This window comes from Saccharothrix ecbatanensis (assembly GCF_014205015.1).
Lineage (GTDB): Bacteria > Actinomycetota > Actinomycetes > Mycobacteriales > Pseudonocardiaceae > Actinosynnema > Actinosynnema ecbatanense.
Window position 1 is genome coordinate 3,466,301 of the sequence record NZ_JACHMO010000001.1, and the last position, 19,171, is coordinate 3,485,471.

Annotated in this window: 4 protein-coding genes; 2 read left to right on the forward strand and 2 right to left on the reverse strand. The window is 72.7% G+C overall.

The window, feature by feature from the left end:
* Positions 1–51: 51 nt before the first annotated feature.
* Together F4560_RS14700 and F4560_RS14705 are read right to left on the reverse strand one after the other, a co-directional pair.
* Positions 52–558: a hypothetical protein gene (locus F4560_RS14700; RefSeq protein WP_184920456.1), complete on the reverse strand. Its 507-nt coding sequence runs from the start codon at positions 556–558 to the stop codon at positions 52–54.
* The gene (locus F4560_RS14705) at positions 555–1,775 is read right to left on the reverse strand and encodes an FAD-dependent monooxygenase (protein WP_184920458.1); all 1,221 of its coding nucleotides are present in this window, start codon (positions 1,773–1,775) and stop codon (positions 555–557) included. The genes F4560_RS14700 and F4560_RS14705 overlap by 4 nt, the downstream gene beginning before the upstream one ends.
* 229 nt (positions 1,776–2,004) lie before the next feature.
* Between F4560_RS14705 and F4560_RS14710 the strand changes: the two genes are divergently transcribed.
* Positions 2,005–8,091 (forward strand): type I polyketide synthase, encoded by a 6,087-nt coding sequence (locus F4560_RS14710; protein ID WP_184920460.1) that lies wholly within the window; start codon positions 2,005–2,007, stop codon positions 8,089–8,091.
* Between the two features lie 18 nt (positions 8,092–8,109).
* Entirely contained in the window at positions 8,110–19,149 is an 11,040-nt protein-coding gene (locus F4560_RS14715; RefSeq protein WP_184920462.1) for a type I polyketide synthase, read from the forward strand.
* The last annotated feature ends 22 nt before the right edge of the window (positions 19,150–19,171 follow it).

Sequence of the window (19,171 nt, forward strand, 5' to 3'; positions counted from 1 at the left end):
AAGGTCCCGGCTCGCAACCGATCCCACCGGCGGGCGGTCACGTCATCCCGTTCAGTACACGACAGTCGAGGCCAGGACCGGGCCGCCGGAAGGCAGCGAGCACTCCAGGACGGCGCCGATCCAGATGTCCATCACGAAGTCGCCGGGCGAGTAGGTGATCACGCCGGCGGTGCCGGCGAACAGCGACGCCGTGCCCGGCCCGAGCACCATCGGTTGACCGATCGGGACGGCGGTGGCGTTGGCCAGGCCGGTGGCCGTGATCGAGCCACTCGCGGTGCCGCCCAGGACGATCTCCATGTCGCCGTCGATGCCGCCGGCCGGCACGTCGGCGGGTGCGGGCTTGGTCGCCGACACGGTCAGCTTGATCATCGTCCCTCTCCGCACCTTCGTCGGCGCGGTGAACGACACGCTGTAGGTCAGCGGCACGACCGCCGATCCCGACTCGGTGCAGGAGAAGACGACGTCGGCGGTGCTCGCGGACGCCGACGACGGGGCCACCAGGGCGCCCAGAACGGTCAGGGCCAGCGTCGTCGACAGCAGGGTTGTGAAGCGCTTCATCGTGCAGTTCCTCCGATCGGGTTCTTTGACGCGCCCGCTGCCCGCGTCGCACGTGACGCGGGCAGCAGCGCTTGGAAAAGCTTCCCGCCCGCGCGGCTGGCCGCGGTGCGAACCACGGCCCTGCGCAGGAGACGGGCAGGACTGCTGGGCGGCAGCAGGAAGTTCTTGGCGAAGTGGGCGCTCTTCTGGTGCTTGGTGACCACCGGCCGCAGCCGGTGCTCCCACGTGCCCAGCGCCGCCGCCACGTCGTCGCCGTGTTCGGCGAGCAGGGTGCCGAGCAGCTCACCACCCGCGATGCCCAGCGAAGAACCGAACCCCGAGTACAGGGTCAGGGACCACGCCGAGTCCCCCACCAGCACCACCCGACCGCGGCTCCAACTGCTCAGGTGGATCTGGCTGATCTGGTCGAACAGCGTGGACTCGGCGCGTTCGAGGGCGTCGAGCAGGTCGGGCACCACCGGTCCGGCGAAGTCGCCGTAGACCTCGCGCAATGCCGCCGCCGGTCGCTTGCGGATCTCGGCGGCGGGCCACGGGTGGCAGTACATGAACATCGCGACCGGGTCGTGGTCGCGGAACACCTGCACCGCCACGGACCGCCGCGTGTCGACCACCAGCAGGTTGTCGCCCGCGCGCAGCCACGGCAGCGGCCGGTCCAGCAGGCAGGCCGCGACGACGTGGTTGAAGTCGCGGCGGTAGAGGTCCTCGGGGCCGAAGACCTGCTCGCGGATCGTGGAGTGCATGCCGTCGGCTCCCACGACCAGGTCGAAGCGCTCCGTGACGCCGTCGGTCAGGTCCACCTCGACGTGGTCGCGCCCCAGCCTGAGAGCCAGGGGTTCGACGCCGAAGCGGATCTCCGCCCGTGGGCGCAGCGCGTCGTAGAGCGCCTTCTCCACGTCGCCGCGCAGCACGGTGTAGGACGGGTCCATCGGCATCATCGCGGCGGGGTTCATCCCCGGCACGAGCCTGCCGCGGCGGTCCATCTCCAGGAACCGACCTTGGGGGTCGGCCCGGTCGCGGATGCCGTCGATCACTCCCAGCCGTCTGGAGGGCTCGAACCCGTCGGCCATGAAGACGGTGAAGTAACCGCCGGTGCGTCGGGTCGGGGACCGCTCCACCACCAGCGGCTCCCAGCCGACCTGGGACAGGCGCAGCGCAGTCGCCATGCCGGAAATGCCGGCGCCGACCACGAGGGCGCGTTTTGGCCGCAGTGCTGTCATGTGTACGAACCTCCGGACCGGCCGAACACGGCGGGTCGATTCCCGATTTCAGGTCGCCAACCAACCTTAGCGCACTTTCAGCCGGGAATTACCCTGATGATTGAAGATAACGACCGGAGGACGCTAGGGGCTGCGGCCGGGAATTAGGGGCAACGCATAGGGGTGTACCTGCCGGTTTTACTGCCAGTACGTTAGAGCGACTCCGATGTGCTTGACAACAGGGTGGGACATGACCGGGGAACAAAAGGTCGTCGAATACCTCAAGAAATTGACTGTCGACCTGTACGAGACCCGCGAGAAATTAAACGGGCTCGAACGCGAGCGCGCCCAGCCCATCGCCGTGACGGCGATGGCGTGCAGGCTGCCGGGAGGGGTCGCCGATCCGGAGGGGTTCTGGCGGCTGCTGGCCGACGGTGCCGACGGGTACGGCCCGTTCCCCACCGATCGGGGTTGGCCGCCGGTGCACGACCCCGATCCCGACCGGCGCGGCGCGAGTTACGTGCGTGACGGCGCGTTCCTGCGCGACGCCACCGATTTCGACGCCGCTTTCTTCGGCATCTCCCCCCGCGAAGCCGCGGCGATGGACCCTCAGCAGCGGATCGCCCTCGAGACGGTGTGGGAGTGCTTCGAGCGAGCCGGGGTGTCGCCGTCCGCGGCGCGCGGCAGCGCCACGGGTGTGTTCCTGGGCCTCAGCGGGCAGGACTACGCCGGGTTGGCGGCGGGGTCGGCTCAGGACGTCGAAGGGCTGATCGGCACGGGCACGGCGGGAAGCGTGCTCTCCGGCCGGGTCGCCTATACGTTCGGTCTGGAGGGTCCGGCGCTCACGGTCGACACCGCGTGCTCGTCGTCACTGGTCGCGCTGCACCTGGCGGTGGAGTCGCTGCGCCGGGGCGAGTGCGCGATGGCGTTGGCGGGCGGCGTCACGGTGCTGTCCACTCCGGGGTTGTTCGTGGAGTTCTCCCGGCAGCGCGGCCTGGCTCCCGACGGCCGGTGCAAGCCGTTCGCGGCGGCGGCTGACGGCACCGGGTGGGGCGAGGGCGCGGGACTGCTGCTGCTGGAGCGGCTGTCGGACGCCCGCCGCGCCGGGCGTGCGGTCCTGGCGCTGATCCGGTCCAGCGCGGTGAACCAGGACGGTGCGAGCAGCAGGCTCAGCGCCCCCAATGGCCCGGCGCAGCAACGGGTGATCCGTGCCGCGCTCAAAAGCGCGGACCTGCGGCCCGAAGACGTCGACGTGGTCGAGGCGCACGGCACCGGCACCCGGCTGGGCGACCCGATCGAGGCGCAGGCGCTGCTCGCGACCTACGGGCAGCGGCGGGACTCCCCGCTGGAACTCGGGGCGGTGAAGTCGAACATCGGGCACACCCAGGCCGCCGCCGGGGTCGCGGGCGTGATCAAGCTCGTGCTGGCGTTGCACCACGAATCGCTGCCGCCGACGCTGCACGTGGACAGCCCTACCCCGCACGTGGACTGGTCGGCGGGGTCGATCCGGCTCACCACCCGGATGACGCCGTGGCCCAAGGGTGAGCGGGTCCGCCGGGCGGGCGTGTCCTCGTTCGGGATCAGCGGCACCAATGCGCACGTGATCGTGGAGGAGGCCCCCTCCGACGAGGAGACCTCGGCTCCCCAGAAGCACCGCGGTGTGGTGCCCTGGTGCCTGTCCGCGAAGACACCCGGCGCACTGCGGGAGCAGGCACGTCGTCTGCGCGAGGTGGTGGACGGGCTGCCGCCGGCGGAGGTGGGGCACACGCTGCTGACCCGCTCCCCCGGTTTCGCCCACCGCGCGGTGGTGACCGGCTCGACCACCGAGGAGCTGGTCGCCGGACTGCGCGCGGTCGAGGACGGCGCGGGCCTGGTCGGCTCGGGCGGCGTGGCGTTCGTGTTCAGCGGCCAAGGTAGCCAGCACGAAGGCATGGCGCGGTCGTTGCGCTCGGCGTTCCCGGTGTTCGCCTCGGCGTTGGAAGAGGTGTGCGCGGAGCTGGACCGGTTCGTGGACACCCCGGTCGAGCGGTTGCTGTCCCGCGGCGGACCTCTGCTGGACACCGGCCTGGCCCAGCCCGCCCTGTTTGCCGTGCAGGTGGCGCTCGCACGGCTGCTGGCGTCTTTCGGCGTGATGCCGGACCTCGTCGCGGGGCACTCGATCGGCGAGATCGCCGCCGCGCACGTGGCCGGGGTGATGTCACTCGCCGACGCGAGTGCCTTGGTGGGCGCGCGAGCGCGGTTGATGGCGGCGCTGCCGGCCGGCGGGGCGATGGTGTCCGTGCGCGCCACCGAGGGCGAGGTGCGGCCCTACTTGGGTGACGAGGTGGCGATCGCGGCGGTCAACGGGCAGTCGGTGGTGCTCTCGGGCGTGGAGGAAGCGGTCTTGGCGGCTGTTGAGTCGCTTGGGCGGAAGTCCCGGCGACTGCGGGTGAGCCACGCGTTCCACTCGGCGCTGATGGACCCGATGCTGGCCGACTTCCGCGCCGTGGCGGCGACCCTGGCTTACGCGACGCCGACCGTGCCGTTCGGGTCGGGGCTGACCGGCCGACTCGCCGACGACCTGGACGCGGAGTACTGGGTACGGCACGTGCGCGAGCCGGTGCGATTCGCCGACGCGGTCGCGGCTCTGGGCGACGTGGCGTTCATCGAGGTCGGGCCGGACTCGACCCTCGTGCCGCTGCTGGGCGACCGCCCTGCGGAAGCGGTGCTGCGCAAGGGAATCGATGACACCGCGCAGTTGGCGAAGGCCCTCGGGCTGGCGCACGCCCGGGGCGTCGCGGTGGACTGGTCGCCGCTGGTGCCGCGCACGGCACTGCGCCCACTGCCGACGTATCCGTTCGAACGTCGACGGCACTGGCTCGACCCGGTGACGGGCGCGGGCGATCCGCAGAGCTCCGGTCAGGACGCGACCGGTCATCCTCTGCTGACCGCTGTGGTGGACATGCCCGACGGCGGCGAGGTCCGCACGGGTCGGCTCGCGCTCGACGCGCAGCCGTGGCTTGGTGAGCACCGGGTGCACGGCACAGTGGTGCTGCCGGGCGCGGCGCTGGTGGAGATGCTGTGGTCCACGGGCGCCGACGCGGTGTCCGAGCTGACCCTGCACGCGCCGCTGGTGGTGCCTGAGCACGGTCATGCGGTCATGCGGTTCACCTCCGGTCCCCCGGACGCCGACGGAGTGCGGGAGGTCGAGGTGCACACGCGCGTCGGCGACGGCGAGTGGGTGCTGCACGCGACGGCGACCACCGGCGGCGAGGGTGAGGCGTTGTCGCTGGAGCAGTGGCCGGCGGGCGAACCCGTCGCGGTGGACGGGATGTACGAGGACCTGTCCGCGCGCGGGCTGACCTACGGTCCGGTGTTCCGGGGTGTGAGGGCGGCGTGGCGCGATGACCGGCACACTTACGCGGAAGTCGAACTGCCCGATGGCGTCACCGTCGCGGGGTACGGGCTGCACCCGGCGCTGTTGGACGCGGCGTTGCACGTGATGGCGCTGTCGGGGGTCGAGCGGTCCGGCGCGGCGTTGCCGTTCTCGTTCTCCGGTGCGGTGTTGCACGCGGTGGGTGCGACGAAGGTCCGGGTGCGCGTGACGCCGCAGGGCGCCGACGGCATGTCGATCGTCATCTCCGACACCACGGGCGCGCCGGTCGCCTCGATCCGCTCGCTGCGGCTGCGACCTGTCACGGCCGACCGACTGCGCGTCGCGGGACCACCCGCGGTCCACCGGGTCATGTGGAAACCCGTGCGGGACGTCGCCGCACCGGTCGCGGTCGAGGAGTGGCCCGGACGCGCTCCGGTGGTCGTGTTCCGGCCGACCGGCGTGGAGCGGCACCTGGAGGTGCTGCGGGAGTGGTTGGCCGACCCCTCCCGCGAGGACTCGCACCTGGCGGTGGTGACCACGCGCGGTGTGGTCACCGACGACGGGCAGGACGTGGACCTGGCGGTCGCGCCGGTGTGGGGCCTGACCAGGGTCGCGCAGGCCGAGCACCCCGGCCGAGTGACCCTGGTGGACCTCGACGGGGACGACACCCTGCTGGACGCGGCGGTGTCGACGGCGCGAGCTTCCGCCGAGACGCAGATCGCCGTGCGGGGCGGGGTGCTGCGGGTGCCGCGACTGGTCCCGGTGGACACGCTGCTGCCACCCGAGGGCACGGGTTCTTGGCGGCTGGAGCAGGATCCCGGCGGCACGCTCGACGGGCTGCGCCTCGTTCCGGTCGAACCCACCGCTCTCGCGCCGGAGGAGGTGAGGGTGGCGGTGCGCGCGGCGGGGCTCAACTTCCGCGACGTGCTGATCGCCCTGGGCACCTACCCCGGTCGGGCGGTGATGGGTGGCGAGGCCGCCGGCGTCGTCGTGGAGGTCGGGTCGGCGGTGACCGGGCTCGCCGTCGGTGATCGCGTCACGGGCGTGTTCAGCGGCGCGTTCGGCCCGCTCGCGACCACCGATCACCGGATGGTGGCGCGGGTACCCGACGGGTGGACGTTCACGCAGGCCGCGGCCGTGCCCATCGCGTTCCTCACCGCGTACTACGGATTGCGGGACCTCGGCGGTTTGAAGGAGGGCCAGTCGGTCCTCGTGCACGCGGCGGCGGGTGGCGTCGGCATGGCCGCCGTGCAGCTTGCCCGGCACTGGGGAGCGGAGGTTTTCGCCACCGCGAGCGAGGCCAAGTGGGGCGTTGTGCGGGACAGCGGGGTGCGCGACGAGCGCATCGCGTCCTCCCGCACCGTGGACTTCGCCGACCGCTTCCTGGACGTCACCGGCGGGGATGGTGTGGACCTGGTGCTCGACGCGCTGGCCGGCGACTTCGTCGACGCCTCGCTCCGCTTGTTGCCGCGCGGCGGGTCCTTCGTCGAGATGGGCAAGGCCGACGTCCGCGATCCCGCGCGTGTCGCCTCGGACCACCCGGGGGTGCGCTACACCGCGTTCGACCTCGTCGAGGCCGGTCCGCAGCGCATCGGCGAGATGCTGGCGCACGTGCTGGAGCTGTTCGCCCGCGGCGCGCTGCGGCACCTGCCGCGCACCGAATGGCCGCTGCGCCGGGCGCCGGAAGCGTTCCGGCACGTCGGCCAGGCACGGCACGTCGGCAAGAACGTCCTGACCCTGCCACCGGGTCCCGGTGGCACGGTGGTGATCACCGGCGCGAGTGGCGCGCTGGCCAGGCATGTCTCCCACCACCTCGTCACCGCGCGCGGTGTGCGGAACCTGTTGCTGCTCAGCCGCACCGCTCCCGTGGAGCTGGCGGAGGAGCTGTCCGCGCTGGGCGCACGGGCGGTGGCGGTGGCGTGCGACGTCGCCTCTCCCGAGCAGGTGGCGCACGCGTTGTCCCTCGCGGAGCAGCCGGTGGGCGAGGTGGTCCACGCGGCGGGAGTTCTCGGTGACGGCGTGGTGACAGCCCTGGACGCGGCGCGGCTTCGGGAGGTGTTGCGCCCCAAGGTCGACGGGGCGATGGTGCTGCTGGACGCCCTGCGCGGCTCGGACATCGCGGCGGTCACGTTCTACTCCAGCGCCTCGGCGGTGCTGGGCGGTGCGGGGCAGGCCGCTTACGCCGCCGCGAACTCCTTCCTCGACGCCTTGGCACATCGGGCGCGCTCCGAAGGGCTGCCGGTGACGTCCGTGGCGTGGGGCCTGTGGGAGGGCGCGGGCATGGGCGCGGGCATCGGGGCGGCGGACCTGCGCCGGGTGCGCGGCGGTGGCGTGCTGCCGCTGGAACCCACGCGGGCGCTGGCGTTGCACGACGTCGTCCGAGACTCGGTCGACCCGCACGTCGTGGTCGCACCGATCGACATCTCCGGTCTGGACGCCGACAACGCGCACCCGCTGTTGCGCGACCTCATGACGCCGTCGCGCAGGCGCGCGTCGGCGGAGCGCGACGCGACGGCTCGGGAACGGCTCGCGGCGATGCCCGCCGACCAGCGGCGACGGACCGTCATCGACCTGGTGCGCACCCACGTGCGCGGCGTCCTCGGTCACGTCGGCGAGGAGTTCGACCCGCACATGGCGTTCTCAGAACTGGGATTCGACTCGTTGACCTCGGTGGACCTGCGCAACCGGCTCACGGCGGCCACCGGGCTGCGGCTGCCCGCCGCGCTGGTGTTCGACCACCCCACGCCGGCGGACCTGGTGTCGCGGCTGACCGCTGATCTGGCGCCACCCGAAGGCGATTCGCTGGACGACGAAGAACGCCGCTTCCGCGCGGTGCTGGCGGCGATCCCGCCGGCGAGGCTGAGGGCCAGCGGGATCTACGACCGGCTGGTGCGCCTGAGCGAGGAGCCCGAGGGCGCCGAGGCAACCGACATCGACTCCCTGGACGTCGCCGATCTCGTCCGGCGCGTCATGGGCGACTGACGACCACGGAGGTCCGGCATGACCATGGAGACCGAGCGGATCGTCACCGCTCTGCGCACCTCCTTGAAGGAGAACGAACTGCTGCGGCAGGAGGTCGCCCGCGGCAGCGAACCGATAGCCGTGGTGGGTGTCGGTTGTCGCTTCCCCGGGGCGGAGTCCCCCGACGCGCTGTGGCGACTGCTGGTGGAGGGCCGCGACGCCGTCGGGGAGTTCCCCACCGACCGCGGCTGGGACCTCGACGCGCTGTTCCACGACGACCCCGACCACCCCGGCACGAGCTACGTCCGCCGCGGCGGGTTCGTCGAGGACGCGGCGGGGTTCGACGCGGAGTTCTTCGGCATCTCGCCGCGCGAGGCGCTCGCGATGGACCCGCAGCAGCGGCTGTTGATGGAGACAGCGTGGCACGCGGTCGAGGACGCCGGGATCGACCCCACGTCGCTGCGCGGCACCAGGACAGGCGTGTTCATGGGCATGAGCGGGCAGGACTACGCCGCGGCGTCGGACTTCGCGGTGCCCGAGGGCCTGGAGGGGCACCTGGCGACCGGCACCGCGCCGAGCGTGCTGTCGGGCCGGGTCGCCTACGCGCTGGGGCTGGAAGGTCCCGCGCTGACGGTGGACACGGCGTGCTCGTCGTCGTTGGTGACGCTGCACCTGGCGGCACGTGCCTTGCGCACCGGTGAGGCGGCGCTGGCGCTGGCGGGCGGCGTCACGATCATGACGACACCGAAAGCGTTCACCAGCTTCAGCAGGCAGCGCGGCTTGGCGCCGGACGGGCGCTGCAAGGCGTTCGGCGCCGGGGCGGACGGCACCGCGTGGGGCGAGGGTGTTGGCGTTCTCGTGCTGGAGCGCCTTTCCGAAGCGCGGCGCAACGGCCACCGGGTGCTCGCGGTGCTGCGGGGAAGCGCGGTCAACCAGGACGGCGCGTCGAACGGGCTCACCGCACCGAGCGGCTCGGCCCAGCAGCGGGTGATCCGCGACGCGCTGGCGGACGCGGGGTTGGGTCCGTCCGATGTGGACGCGGTGGAGGCGCACGGCACCGGCACCCGGCTGGGCGACCCGATCGAGGCCGAGGCGCTGTTGGCGACCTACGGCCGAGACCGGGATCGGCCGCTGTGGCTCGGCTCGGTGAAGTCGAACATCGGTCACACCCAGGCGGCGGCGGGTGTGGCGGGCGTCATCAAGAGCATCCTGGCGCTGCGACACGGGATCCTGCCGCCGACCCTGCACGCCGAGACGCCGACGCCGCACGTCGACTGGTCGTCCGGCGCGGTGGCGCTGACGATGTCGGTGACACCATGGCCGGAGACCGGCCGTCCCCGTCGGGCCGGGGTGTCGGCGTTCAGCATGAGCGGCACCAACGCCCACGTGATCCTCGAACAGGCGCCCGCGGACGAACCGGTCGAAGCGAAGGACGTGCCGGGTCCCACTTTCGTGCCGGGTACCACTTTCGTGCCGGGTACCACTTTCGTGCCGTTGTCAGCTCAGTCGGAGCCCGCTCTGCGTGCCCTGGCGCGGGCGGTGGCGGACCTGCCGGATCTGTCGCCGACCAGGGTGGCGGGGTCGCTGGCGAGCAGTCGGGCGTCACTGCGCCGCCGCGCGGTGGTCATCGCCCAGGACGCGAACCACCTCCGGGAGACGCTGACCGCTCTGGCCGAAGGCCGGCCGCACCCCGACCTCGTCACCGGCACCGTCCCCGCCCACCACGGCGGAACCGTGTTCGTGTTCCCCGGACAAGGCTCCCAATGGCACGGCATGGGAGCCCACCTCTACGACACCAACCCCGTCTTCGCCCACACCGCCGAAGCCTGCGACGCAGCCCTGCACCCCCACACCGGCTGGTCCGTCATCGACCTGCTCCGCAACGGACCCCTCGACCGCGTCGACCGCATCCAACCCGCCCTGTTCACCATGATGATCGCCCTCGCCCGCGTCTGGCAGGCCCACGACATCCACCCCGACGCCGTCATCGGACACTCCCAAGGCGAAATCGCCGCCGCCCACATCGCCGGCGCACTCACCCTCGACGACGCCGCCAAACTCTCCGCCCTCCGCGCCCAAGCCCTCCTCTCCATCACCGGCCGCGGCGCCATGGCCTCCATCTCCCTACCCGCCCACCAACTACTCCCACTACTCCCACCCGGCACCCACATCGCCGCCCACAACTCACCCACCACCACCGTCGCCGCCGGCGACACCCACGCCATCCACCAACTCACCAACCACTGCCGACAACACAACATCCACCACCGCCTCATCCCCGTCGACTACGCCTCCCACACCCCCCACGTCGACACCCTCCGCGACACCCTCCTCGACATCCACATCACCCCCCACCCCTCCCACACCCCCTTCCACTCCACCCTCACCACCCACCACACCGACACCACCACCCTCACCCCCCACTACTGGTACGACAACCTCCGCAACCCCGTCCACTACCACCAAACCCTCACCAACCTCACCCCCCACCACACCCACTACATCGAAACCAGCCCACACCCCATCCTCACCACACCCACCCACGACACCCTCCCCCACGCCACCACCATCCCCACCCTCCACCGCAACACCAACCGCCTCCACCACAACCTCGCCCACGCCCACACCACCGGCCTCCCCATCACCCTCCCCACACCCACCACCACACACACCACCCCCCTACCCCCCTACCCCTTCCAACACCAACACCACTGGCTGGAACGAGCCGGTGACGTGCGCGCCGGGCAGCATGCGACCGGGCACCCCCTGCTCACCGCGGAAGTCGATCTGCCCGACGGTTCTTCCGTCCACACCGGACTGATCAACCCGGCGGCGCAGCCGTGGCTCACCGAGCACACCGTGGACGGGGCGGTCGTGCTGCCGGGCACCGCGCTCGCGGATCTGGTGTGGGCAGCGGGCGGCGAACTGGCGCTGGCGGAGCTGACCCTGCACGCGCCCGCCGTGCTCACCGGCAAGCGCAAGGTGCGCATCACGGTGGCCGCGCCCGCGGCAGACGAATCGCGCGAAGTCGAGGTGCACACCGCCGGCGAAGGCGAGGAGTGGACGCACCACGCGACCGGCAGCCTCGTCCCGAGCGAGGCACCGGGCGTCGCGCTCACCGAGTGGCCGCCGCATGCGGAGCAGGTCCCCGTGGACGGTCTCTACGAACAGCTTCTCGAACACGGACTGGAGTACGGACCCACCTTCCGGGGAGTTCGGGCGGCATGGCGGGACGACCGGCACGTCTACGCGGAAGTGGTGCTGCCCGAGGGCGTCACCGCGACGGGGTACGGGCTGCACCCGGCGCTGCTCGACGCGGCGCTGCACCCGCTGGCCCTGGACCGCGACGAGGGTGGTCCGGTGCTGATGCCGTTCTCCTTCACCGACGCGCACCTGCACGCCACGGGCGCGAACGCGCTGCGGGTGCGGTTGACCGTCGACGGCAACTCGGTCGCCGTCGACGTCTCGGACCCGACCGGCGCGCCGGTCGCGACGATCGGGGGATTGCGCCTGCGCCCGGTCTCGGACTCGACCCCGGACTCGACGACCGTCGGGCGCGGCGCGCTGTTCGAGCCGCGCTGGCTGCCCGTCGACGCGTCCGAGCCGGTCGGCGTTCGGTACGACGTGATCGGCGACCGGGCGATGGCCGATGCCCTCGAACGGTCCGGGGTCACCTCACGGGTGTGGCGTGACCTCGCGGAGTTCGCGGCATCGGGCGAGTCTCCCGATGCCGTGCTGCTCTCCCATTCCGCGCCCGCGCTCGACACGGAAGTGCTCGGCAGGCACCTGCGGGCGTTGAAGTCATGGCTGGACATGGATGTCCCGCTCGTGGTGGTGGCCCCGGAAGGCGCGGTGTGGGGCATGACCCGCAGCGCCCAGGCCGAGCATCCCGGCCGGTTCTTCCTGGTGGACGCCGAGGACGGCGTCGCAGCGGCGGTGCGGCACGCGCTCTCCACCGGCGAGCCCCAGGTAGCGGTGCGCGGTGGTCGCGTGCACGTGGCGCGGCTGGCCCGCGTCCCGCTGCCCGAACCCGCCAACCACGACCCGGACGGCGCCGTGCTCATCACGGGGGCGCGCGGCGTGCTGGCTCGGCACGTGGCGCGACACCTCGTGACACGCCACGGCGTGCGGAACCTGCTGTTGCTCAGCCGCACCCGTCCCGAAGCCCTCGCACGGGAGCTGTCGGAGCTGGGGGCGACCGCGATCGCGGTGGCGTGCGACATCGCCGACGCCGACCAGCTCGCCGCCGCGCTGCGCGAATCCCCCGCGCCGCTGCGCTCGGTCGTGCACGCGGCCGGTGTCCTGGACGACGCGACGATCGCCGCGCTCACCGACCGCCAACTGGAAGCCGTGCTGAGGCCGAAGGCACTGGGCGCGCTGAACCTGCACGAGCAAACCTCGGATCTGACGTCGTTCACGCTGTTCTCCAGCGCCTCAGGGACGTTCGGCGGCCCCGGCCAGGCCAACTACGCCGCCGCCAACGCCTTCCTCGACGCCCTCGCCCGCCAACGCCACGCGCTGGGACTCCCGGCGACGTCGCTGGCGTGGGGGCTGTGGGAGGAGGCGACCGGGACCACCGGCCATTTGTCAGAGTCCGACCGGAAGCGGTTGGTGGACAGCGGGCTGCTTCCGCTGGGCACCGAGGAGGGGTTGGCGCTGTTCGACGCGGGGAGCGCCGCGGCGCAACCGGTGCTGCTGCCGCTGCACGTGGACGTCCGCCGGGGTGGCGACGTGCCACCGCTTCTGCGGAGCCTCGCGCCGACGCGCCGACGCGCCGCCGCGGACCGGCCCGCGCAGGTGAGCCGGGACAGCCTGGCGGCGCTGGTCCACGAGCACGCCAACGCCGCGCTCGGTCACCCGGCCGGGCACCCGCTCGACCCCGCGCAGCCGTTCCGGGACCTGGGTTTCGACTCCCTGACCTCCGTGGCGCTGCGCAACCGACTGGCCGAGGCGACCGGGCTGAAGCTGCCCGCGACGCTGGTGTTCGACCACCCCACGCCCGACACGCTCACCGATCACCTGGTAGCCGAGTTGCTGGGACGGCCGGGGAAGACGTCCGCTCGCACCGTCGAGCGGGTCGACGGCGAACCCGTCGCGATCATCGGCATCGGGTGTCGCTACCCCGGCGGCGTGCGTGGGCCGGACGACCTATGGCGGCTGTTGCACGACGGCCGTGACGGGGTGGGCCCGTTCCCCGACGACCGCGGCTGGGACCTCGATGACGCACCCGCGTTCGCGCGGCAGGGCGGGTTCCTCGACGGCGTCGCCGACTTCGACGCCGCGTTCTTCGGCATCTCCCCGCGCGAGGCGCTGGCCATGGACCCCCAGCAGCGGCTCCTGCTCGAGACGACGTGGCACGCGGTCGAGCACGCGGGCATCGACCCGACGTCGTTGCGCGGCACGCAAACGGGGGTGTTCACGGGCGTGATGTACCAGGACTACCTCCAGGGCGCGGGCGAGCTGCCCGAGGAGATCGCCGGGTACCGCAGCACCGGCAACGCCGGCAGCGTGGTGTCCGGGCGTGTCGCGTACTCGCTCGGGTTGGAAGGGCCGGCGCTCACGGTCGACACGGCCTGCTCGTCGTCGCTGGTCACGCTGCACCTGGCCGCGCGGGCGCTGCGTGACGGCGAGTGCTCGCTCGCGCTCGCGGGCGGCGTCACGGTGATGGCGACGCCGACGCTGTTCGTCGACTACAGCAGGCAGGGCGCGCTGTCGTCGGACGGCCGCTGCCACGCCTTCTCCGGCGACGCCGACGGCACAGGGTTCGCCGAGGGCGTCGGCGTCGTCGTGCTGGAGAAGCTGTCCGACGCGCTGCGCCGCGGTCGCCGCATCCTCGCCGTCGTACGCGGGAGCGCGGTGAACCAGGACGGCGCGTCCAACGGCCTGAGCGCTCCCAACGGTCCGGCGCAGCAGCGCGTGATCCGCGCCGCGCTTGCCGACGCCGGTCTGCGACCGTCCGACGTGGACGCCGTCGAGGCGCACGGCACCGGAACCCGCCTGGGCGACCCGATCGAGGCGCAGGCGGTCATCGCGACCTACGGACAGCACCGGGACGCACCGCTGCACCTGGGTTCGATCAAGTCGAACCTGGGCCACGCGCAGGCCGCAGCCGGGGTCGCGGGCGTGATCAAGATGGCGTTGGCGCTGCACCACGAGGCGCTGCCGCCGACGCTGCACGTCGAGGAACCGAACCCCCACGTGGACTGGTCGGCCGGCGAGGTGGTGCTGCCGACCGAGTCGGTGCCGTGGCCGCGTGGGCGGCGGACCCGACGGGCAGGCATCTCGTCGTTCGGGATCAGCGGCACCAACGCGCACGTGATCCTGGAGCAGGCCCCCGACCCCGCGCAGTTCCCAGCCGGGGAAGTCGCGCCGCGCACGGCTCCCGTGCTGCTTTCGGCGAAGTCCTCGCGGGCGCTGGCCGACCAGGCCCGCGCGTTGCGGGAGGTGGACGCGCCAGTGGTGGACATCGCGCGCGCGAGCCTGGCCCGCGCGGCGCTGCCGGTGCGCGCGGCGATCGTGGCCGACGACCTTCCCGGGCTGCGGGAGGCGCTGGCGGCGTTCGCCGACGGCAGTGCGCACCCCGACGTGGTGACCGGCACCGCGGATCGCCGTGCGAAAGTGGCGTTCGTGTTCCCCGGCCAGGGCACGCAGTGGCCAGGGATGATGTCGGCGCTGCTCGCGGAATCGCCCGTGGTGCGCGACACCGTGGCCTCGTGTGACGCGGAGTTCTCCCGTCACCTCGACTGGTCGGTGGCCGACGCGCTCGCGGAGGGACGGCCGTTGGAGGCCATCGACGTCGTGCAACCGGTGTTGTTCACGACGATGGTGGCGCTGGCGGCTCTGTGGCGGGCGCACGGCGTGGAGCCGGACGCGGTGGTCGGGCACTCACAGGGCGAACTGGCCGCCGCCCACGTCGCCGGGGTGCTGTCGCTGGCCGACGCGGTGCGGATCGTCGCGCGGCGCAGCGCGGCGCTGGTGGAGCTGACCGGACGCGGCGCGATGCTCGGCGTGGCACTGGGCTCGGAGCAGGTGGCAGAGGCGTTGGAACCGTGGCGTGACCGGCTGTCGGTCGCCGCGGTCAACGCGCCGGGGTCGGTGACCGTGTCCGGCGCGGTCGAGGCGCTCGGCGAACTGGAGGCGGCGCTGACCGCGCGTGGTGTGCGGACGCGTCGCATCGCCGGCGTCCAGACGGCCGGCCACTCGCCGCTGATGGACGCCCTGCGCGACCGGCTCGCCGACGAGCTGAGCGGTCTCGCCCCGACGACGGGCGCGGTGCCGTTCTGCTCGACCGTCACCGGGGCCTTCGTGGACGGCGCTGTCATGGACGAGGCCTACTGGTTCGACAACCTGCGTGAACCGGTGCTGTTCGAGCAGGCCTCCAAGTCGCTGGCCGAGGCCGGGCACACGGTGTTCCTGGAGATCAGTCCGCACCCGGTGCTGGCCAACGCGCTCAGCGAGACGCTGGAGGACGCCCACGTGCTGGCGACGTTGCGCCGCGAACAGGGCGGCCGGGAGCAGTTCGCGCGTGCGCTGGCCGCCGCCCACACCACCGGGTTGTCGGTGGGATGGCAGACGTGGCTCGACGACGGCCCGACCGCGGAGCTGCCGGTGTACCCGTTTGACCGGGAGCGCTACTGGGCCGCGGTCGGCAGCGGCGCCGGGGACCTGCGGTCGGTGGGCCTGGCGGCGGCGGAGCACCCGTTGTTGGGCGCGGCCACCGCGTTGGCCGAAGGCGGTTCGCTGTTCAGCGGACGGGTGTCGCTGCGCACGCACCCGTGGCTGGCCGACCACGCGGTGCGCGGCACCGCGATCCTGCCGGGCACCGCGTTCCTCGACCTGGCATGGCACGTGGGCTCGCCGTCCGTGGCGGAGCTGACGCTGGAGGCGCCCTTGATGCTGCCCGCCGACCGGGCTGTGCAGGTGCAGGTCGCGGTGGAACCGCCCGACGCATCGGGGTCACGTGCCCTGGTGTGCCACTCGCGGCTCGATGACGCGCCTGACGACGCGCCTTGGACAAGGCACGCCCGTGCACTTATCGGACCCGTAGACACCACGGCACTTCCAGGGCTGCGCGTGTGGCCACCCGAGGGCGCTTCGGAGATCCCGGTGGGCGATCTGTACGACCGCTACGCCGAGCTTGACGTGTCCTACGGTCCGGCCTTCCGGGGTGTGCGGGCAGCGTGGCGACGCGGTGACGAGGTGTTCGCCGACGTCCGGTTGGACGACGTCCCGGTGGCGGGCTTCGGCCTCCACCCGGCGTTGCTGGACGCGGCGCTGCACGCGATGGCGCTGGGTGACCTGGTGCCCGAGGAACTGCGCGGCACGACCAGTCTGCCTTTCTCGTGGACCTCGGCGACGCTGCACGCGGTGGACGCCACGGAACTGCGGGTCCGCCTCTCCCCGGCCGCCGACGGCGGGATCGCGGTGGAGGTCGCCGACAGCACGGGGGAACCCGTCGCCGACATCGCCTCGCTGCGGCTGCGACCGCTGGCGGAGAAGCCGACCGCGTCGGCCGCGCCTCTGTTGGCGGTGCGCTGGACGCCGGTCCAGCCCCCGCTGCCGTCCGACGAGCCCTTCGAGGTGCTGGCGTTGCCCGAGCCCGGCGGGCGGTCCGCCGTTGACGCCGAGGCCGCCGTTCTGGGGGCTCTGGCAGCGGTGAAGGCCAGGCTCGCCGGCGACGGGCCCCGGCTGGTGGTCACCACCCGCGACGCCTCCCACCCCGCGACCGCGGCGACGTGGGGTCTGCTGCGCTCGGCCCAGGCCGAACACCCCGACCGGATCACGCTCGTGGAGACGGCCGGCGCCGTGCCGCCCGTCGGCGACGAGCCGCAGGTCGCCGTGCGCGACGCCGTGGTTCTGGCCCCGCGCCTGCACAGGGTCGGCGCCATACCGCTGCCCGCGCACGACTGGCGGCTCGCCAAGCCAAGCGGCGGCACGTTCGACGACGTCGCTACCGTCGACCAGCGGCGTGAACCACTGGCGCCCCACGAGGTCCGCGTCGCGGTGCGCGCGGCGGGCTTGAACTTCCGCGACACGCTCATCGTCCTGGGCCTCTACCCCGATCCGGACGCCACGATCGGCAGCGAGGCGGCGGGGGTCGTCATCGAGGTCGGCGCCGAGGTCGGCGATCTCGTGCCGGGCGACCGCGTGTTCGGCATGTTCCCCGACGCCATCGCCTCCACCGCGGTCACCGATCGCCGGTTGATCTCATCGATGCCGCGCGACTGGGACTTCGCCACTGCCGCGGCGATCCCGGTGGTGTACCTGACCGCCTACTACGGCTTGGTGGACCTCGCGGACCTCAGGGCGGGGCAGTCGATCCTGGTCCACGCCGCCGCCGGTGGCGTGGGAACCGCGGCTCGCCAACTCGCGCGGCACCTGGGCGCGGAGGTGTTCGCCACCGCGTCACCGGCGAAGCAGGCCGGGCTCGGTCTGCCCGACGACCACGTCGCGTCCTCCCGCGACCTGGGGTTCGCCGAGAAGTTCCGTCCCGTCGACGTCGTGCTCAACTCGCTGACCGGCGACTTCGTCGACGCCTCGCTGCGACTCACCGCGCCCGGTGGCACGTTCCTGGAGATGGGTCGCATCGACCTGCGCGATGACGTGCGTGCCGACATCCGCTACCGGCCCTACGACCTGGTGTCGGCCGCCGGCCCCGACCGCATCGGGGAGATGCTGCGCGAACTCGTGGCGCTGTTCGAAAAGGGCGCGCTGCAACCACCGCCGGTAACGGCGTGGGACGTGCGGCACGCGTCGGAGGCGCTGCGGCACCTGAGCCAGGCCAAGCACGTCGGCAAGGTCGTGCTCACCGTGCCACGTGGGCTCGACCCGTCGGGCACCGTCCTCGTCACCGGCGCGAGCGGCACCCTCGGTGCGCTCGTCGCCCGACACCTGGTGGCCGAACACGGCGTGACGCGGCTGCTGCTGCTCAGCCGCAGCGGGACCGGACCCGACGTGGACGCGCACGTGGTGACCGCGGCGTGCGACGTGTCCGACCGTGACCAGTTGCGAGCGGTGCTCGACGCGATCCCGGCCGCACACCCGCTGACCGCTGTCGTACACGCCGCGGCCGTTGTGGACGACGGCCTGGTGGAGGAGCTGACTGATGGCCAAGTGGCACGGGCGTTCGCCGCGAAGTCGCACGGCGCGTGGCACCTGCACGAGCTGACCCGTCACCTGGACCTGTCGGCGTTCGTGCTGTTCTCCTCCGCCGCGGGTGTGTTCGGCGGGCCGGGCCAGGGCAACTACGCCGCGGCGAACGCCTACCTCGACGCACTCGCCGAGCACCGTCGATCGCTGGGGCTGGCCGCGACGTCGGTGGCGTGGGGGCTGTGGGAGGAGCGCAGCGCCACCACAGCCCGCCTCACCGACGCCGACCTGGCGCGGATGGCGCGGGGCGGCATGACCGCCCTGTCCACTTCGGACGCGATGGCGATGTTCGACGCCGCGCTCACCTCCGCCGAGCCCGCCGTGGTCGCCGCACGCCTCGACTCCTCCGCGCACACCGGAGCCGCCGCGCCGCTGTTGCGCGACCTCGTCCGGCCCGCGCTGCGCACCGCGTCCGCGACGACCAGGAGCGACGGTCTGGTGGACCGGCTGGCCGGGATGGACCCGGCGGAGCGGCCGGCGCTGCTGGTGTCCCTGGTGCGTGAACAGGCGTCGGCGGTGCTCGGTCATTCCTCCGGGAGCGCGGTGCCGGCCACTCGGGCGTTCCGCGAACTGGGGTTCGACTCGCTGAGCGCGGTGGAGCTGCGCAACCGGTTGGCGACGGCGACCGGGGTCCGACTGCCCGCGACAGCGGCTTTCGACCACCCCAACGCCGAGGCGCTCGCGGCGTTCCTGCTCGACCGGCTCGCCCCGCCTCCCGCCGATCCGGCAGAGCCGCTGCTGGCGAACCTGGACCGGCTGCTGGCCGCGCTCGACTCGGCCGTCGCCGTGGACGAACGGGTGGACAACAGGCTGCGCGTCCTGCGCAACCGCCTGGACGAACTGGCGGGCGCCCCGGCGGCGGACGACTTGGACGACGCGAGTGACGAAGAGCTGTTCCGGCTGGTGGACGAGACGGGACTGAGGAGCTGACGTGGCCGACGAACGGCAACTG

What these genes read in the sequence shown, in the direction of transcription:
- F4560_RS14700 (WP_184920456.1), bottom strand. Translation starts at nt 558, where the DNA reads ATGAAGCGCTTCACAACCCTGCTGTCGACGACGCTGGCCCTGACCGTT.
- F4560_RS14705 (WP_184920458.1), bottom strand. Translation starts at nt 1,775, where the DNA reads ATGACAGCACTGCGGCCAAAACGCGCCCTCGTGGTCGGCGCCGGCATT.
- F4560_RS14710 (WP_184920460.1), top strand. Translation starts at nt 2,005, where the DNA reads ATGACCGGGGAACAAAAGGTCGTCGAATACCTCAAGAAATTGACTGTC.
- F4560_RS14715 (WP_184920462.1), top strand. Translation starts at nt 8,110, where the DNA reads ATGACCATGGAGACCGAGCGGATCGTCACCGCTCTGCGCACCTCCTTG.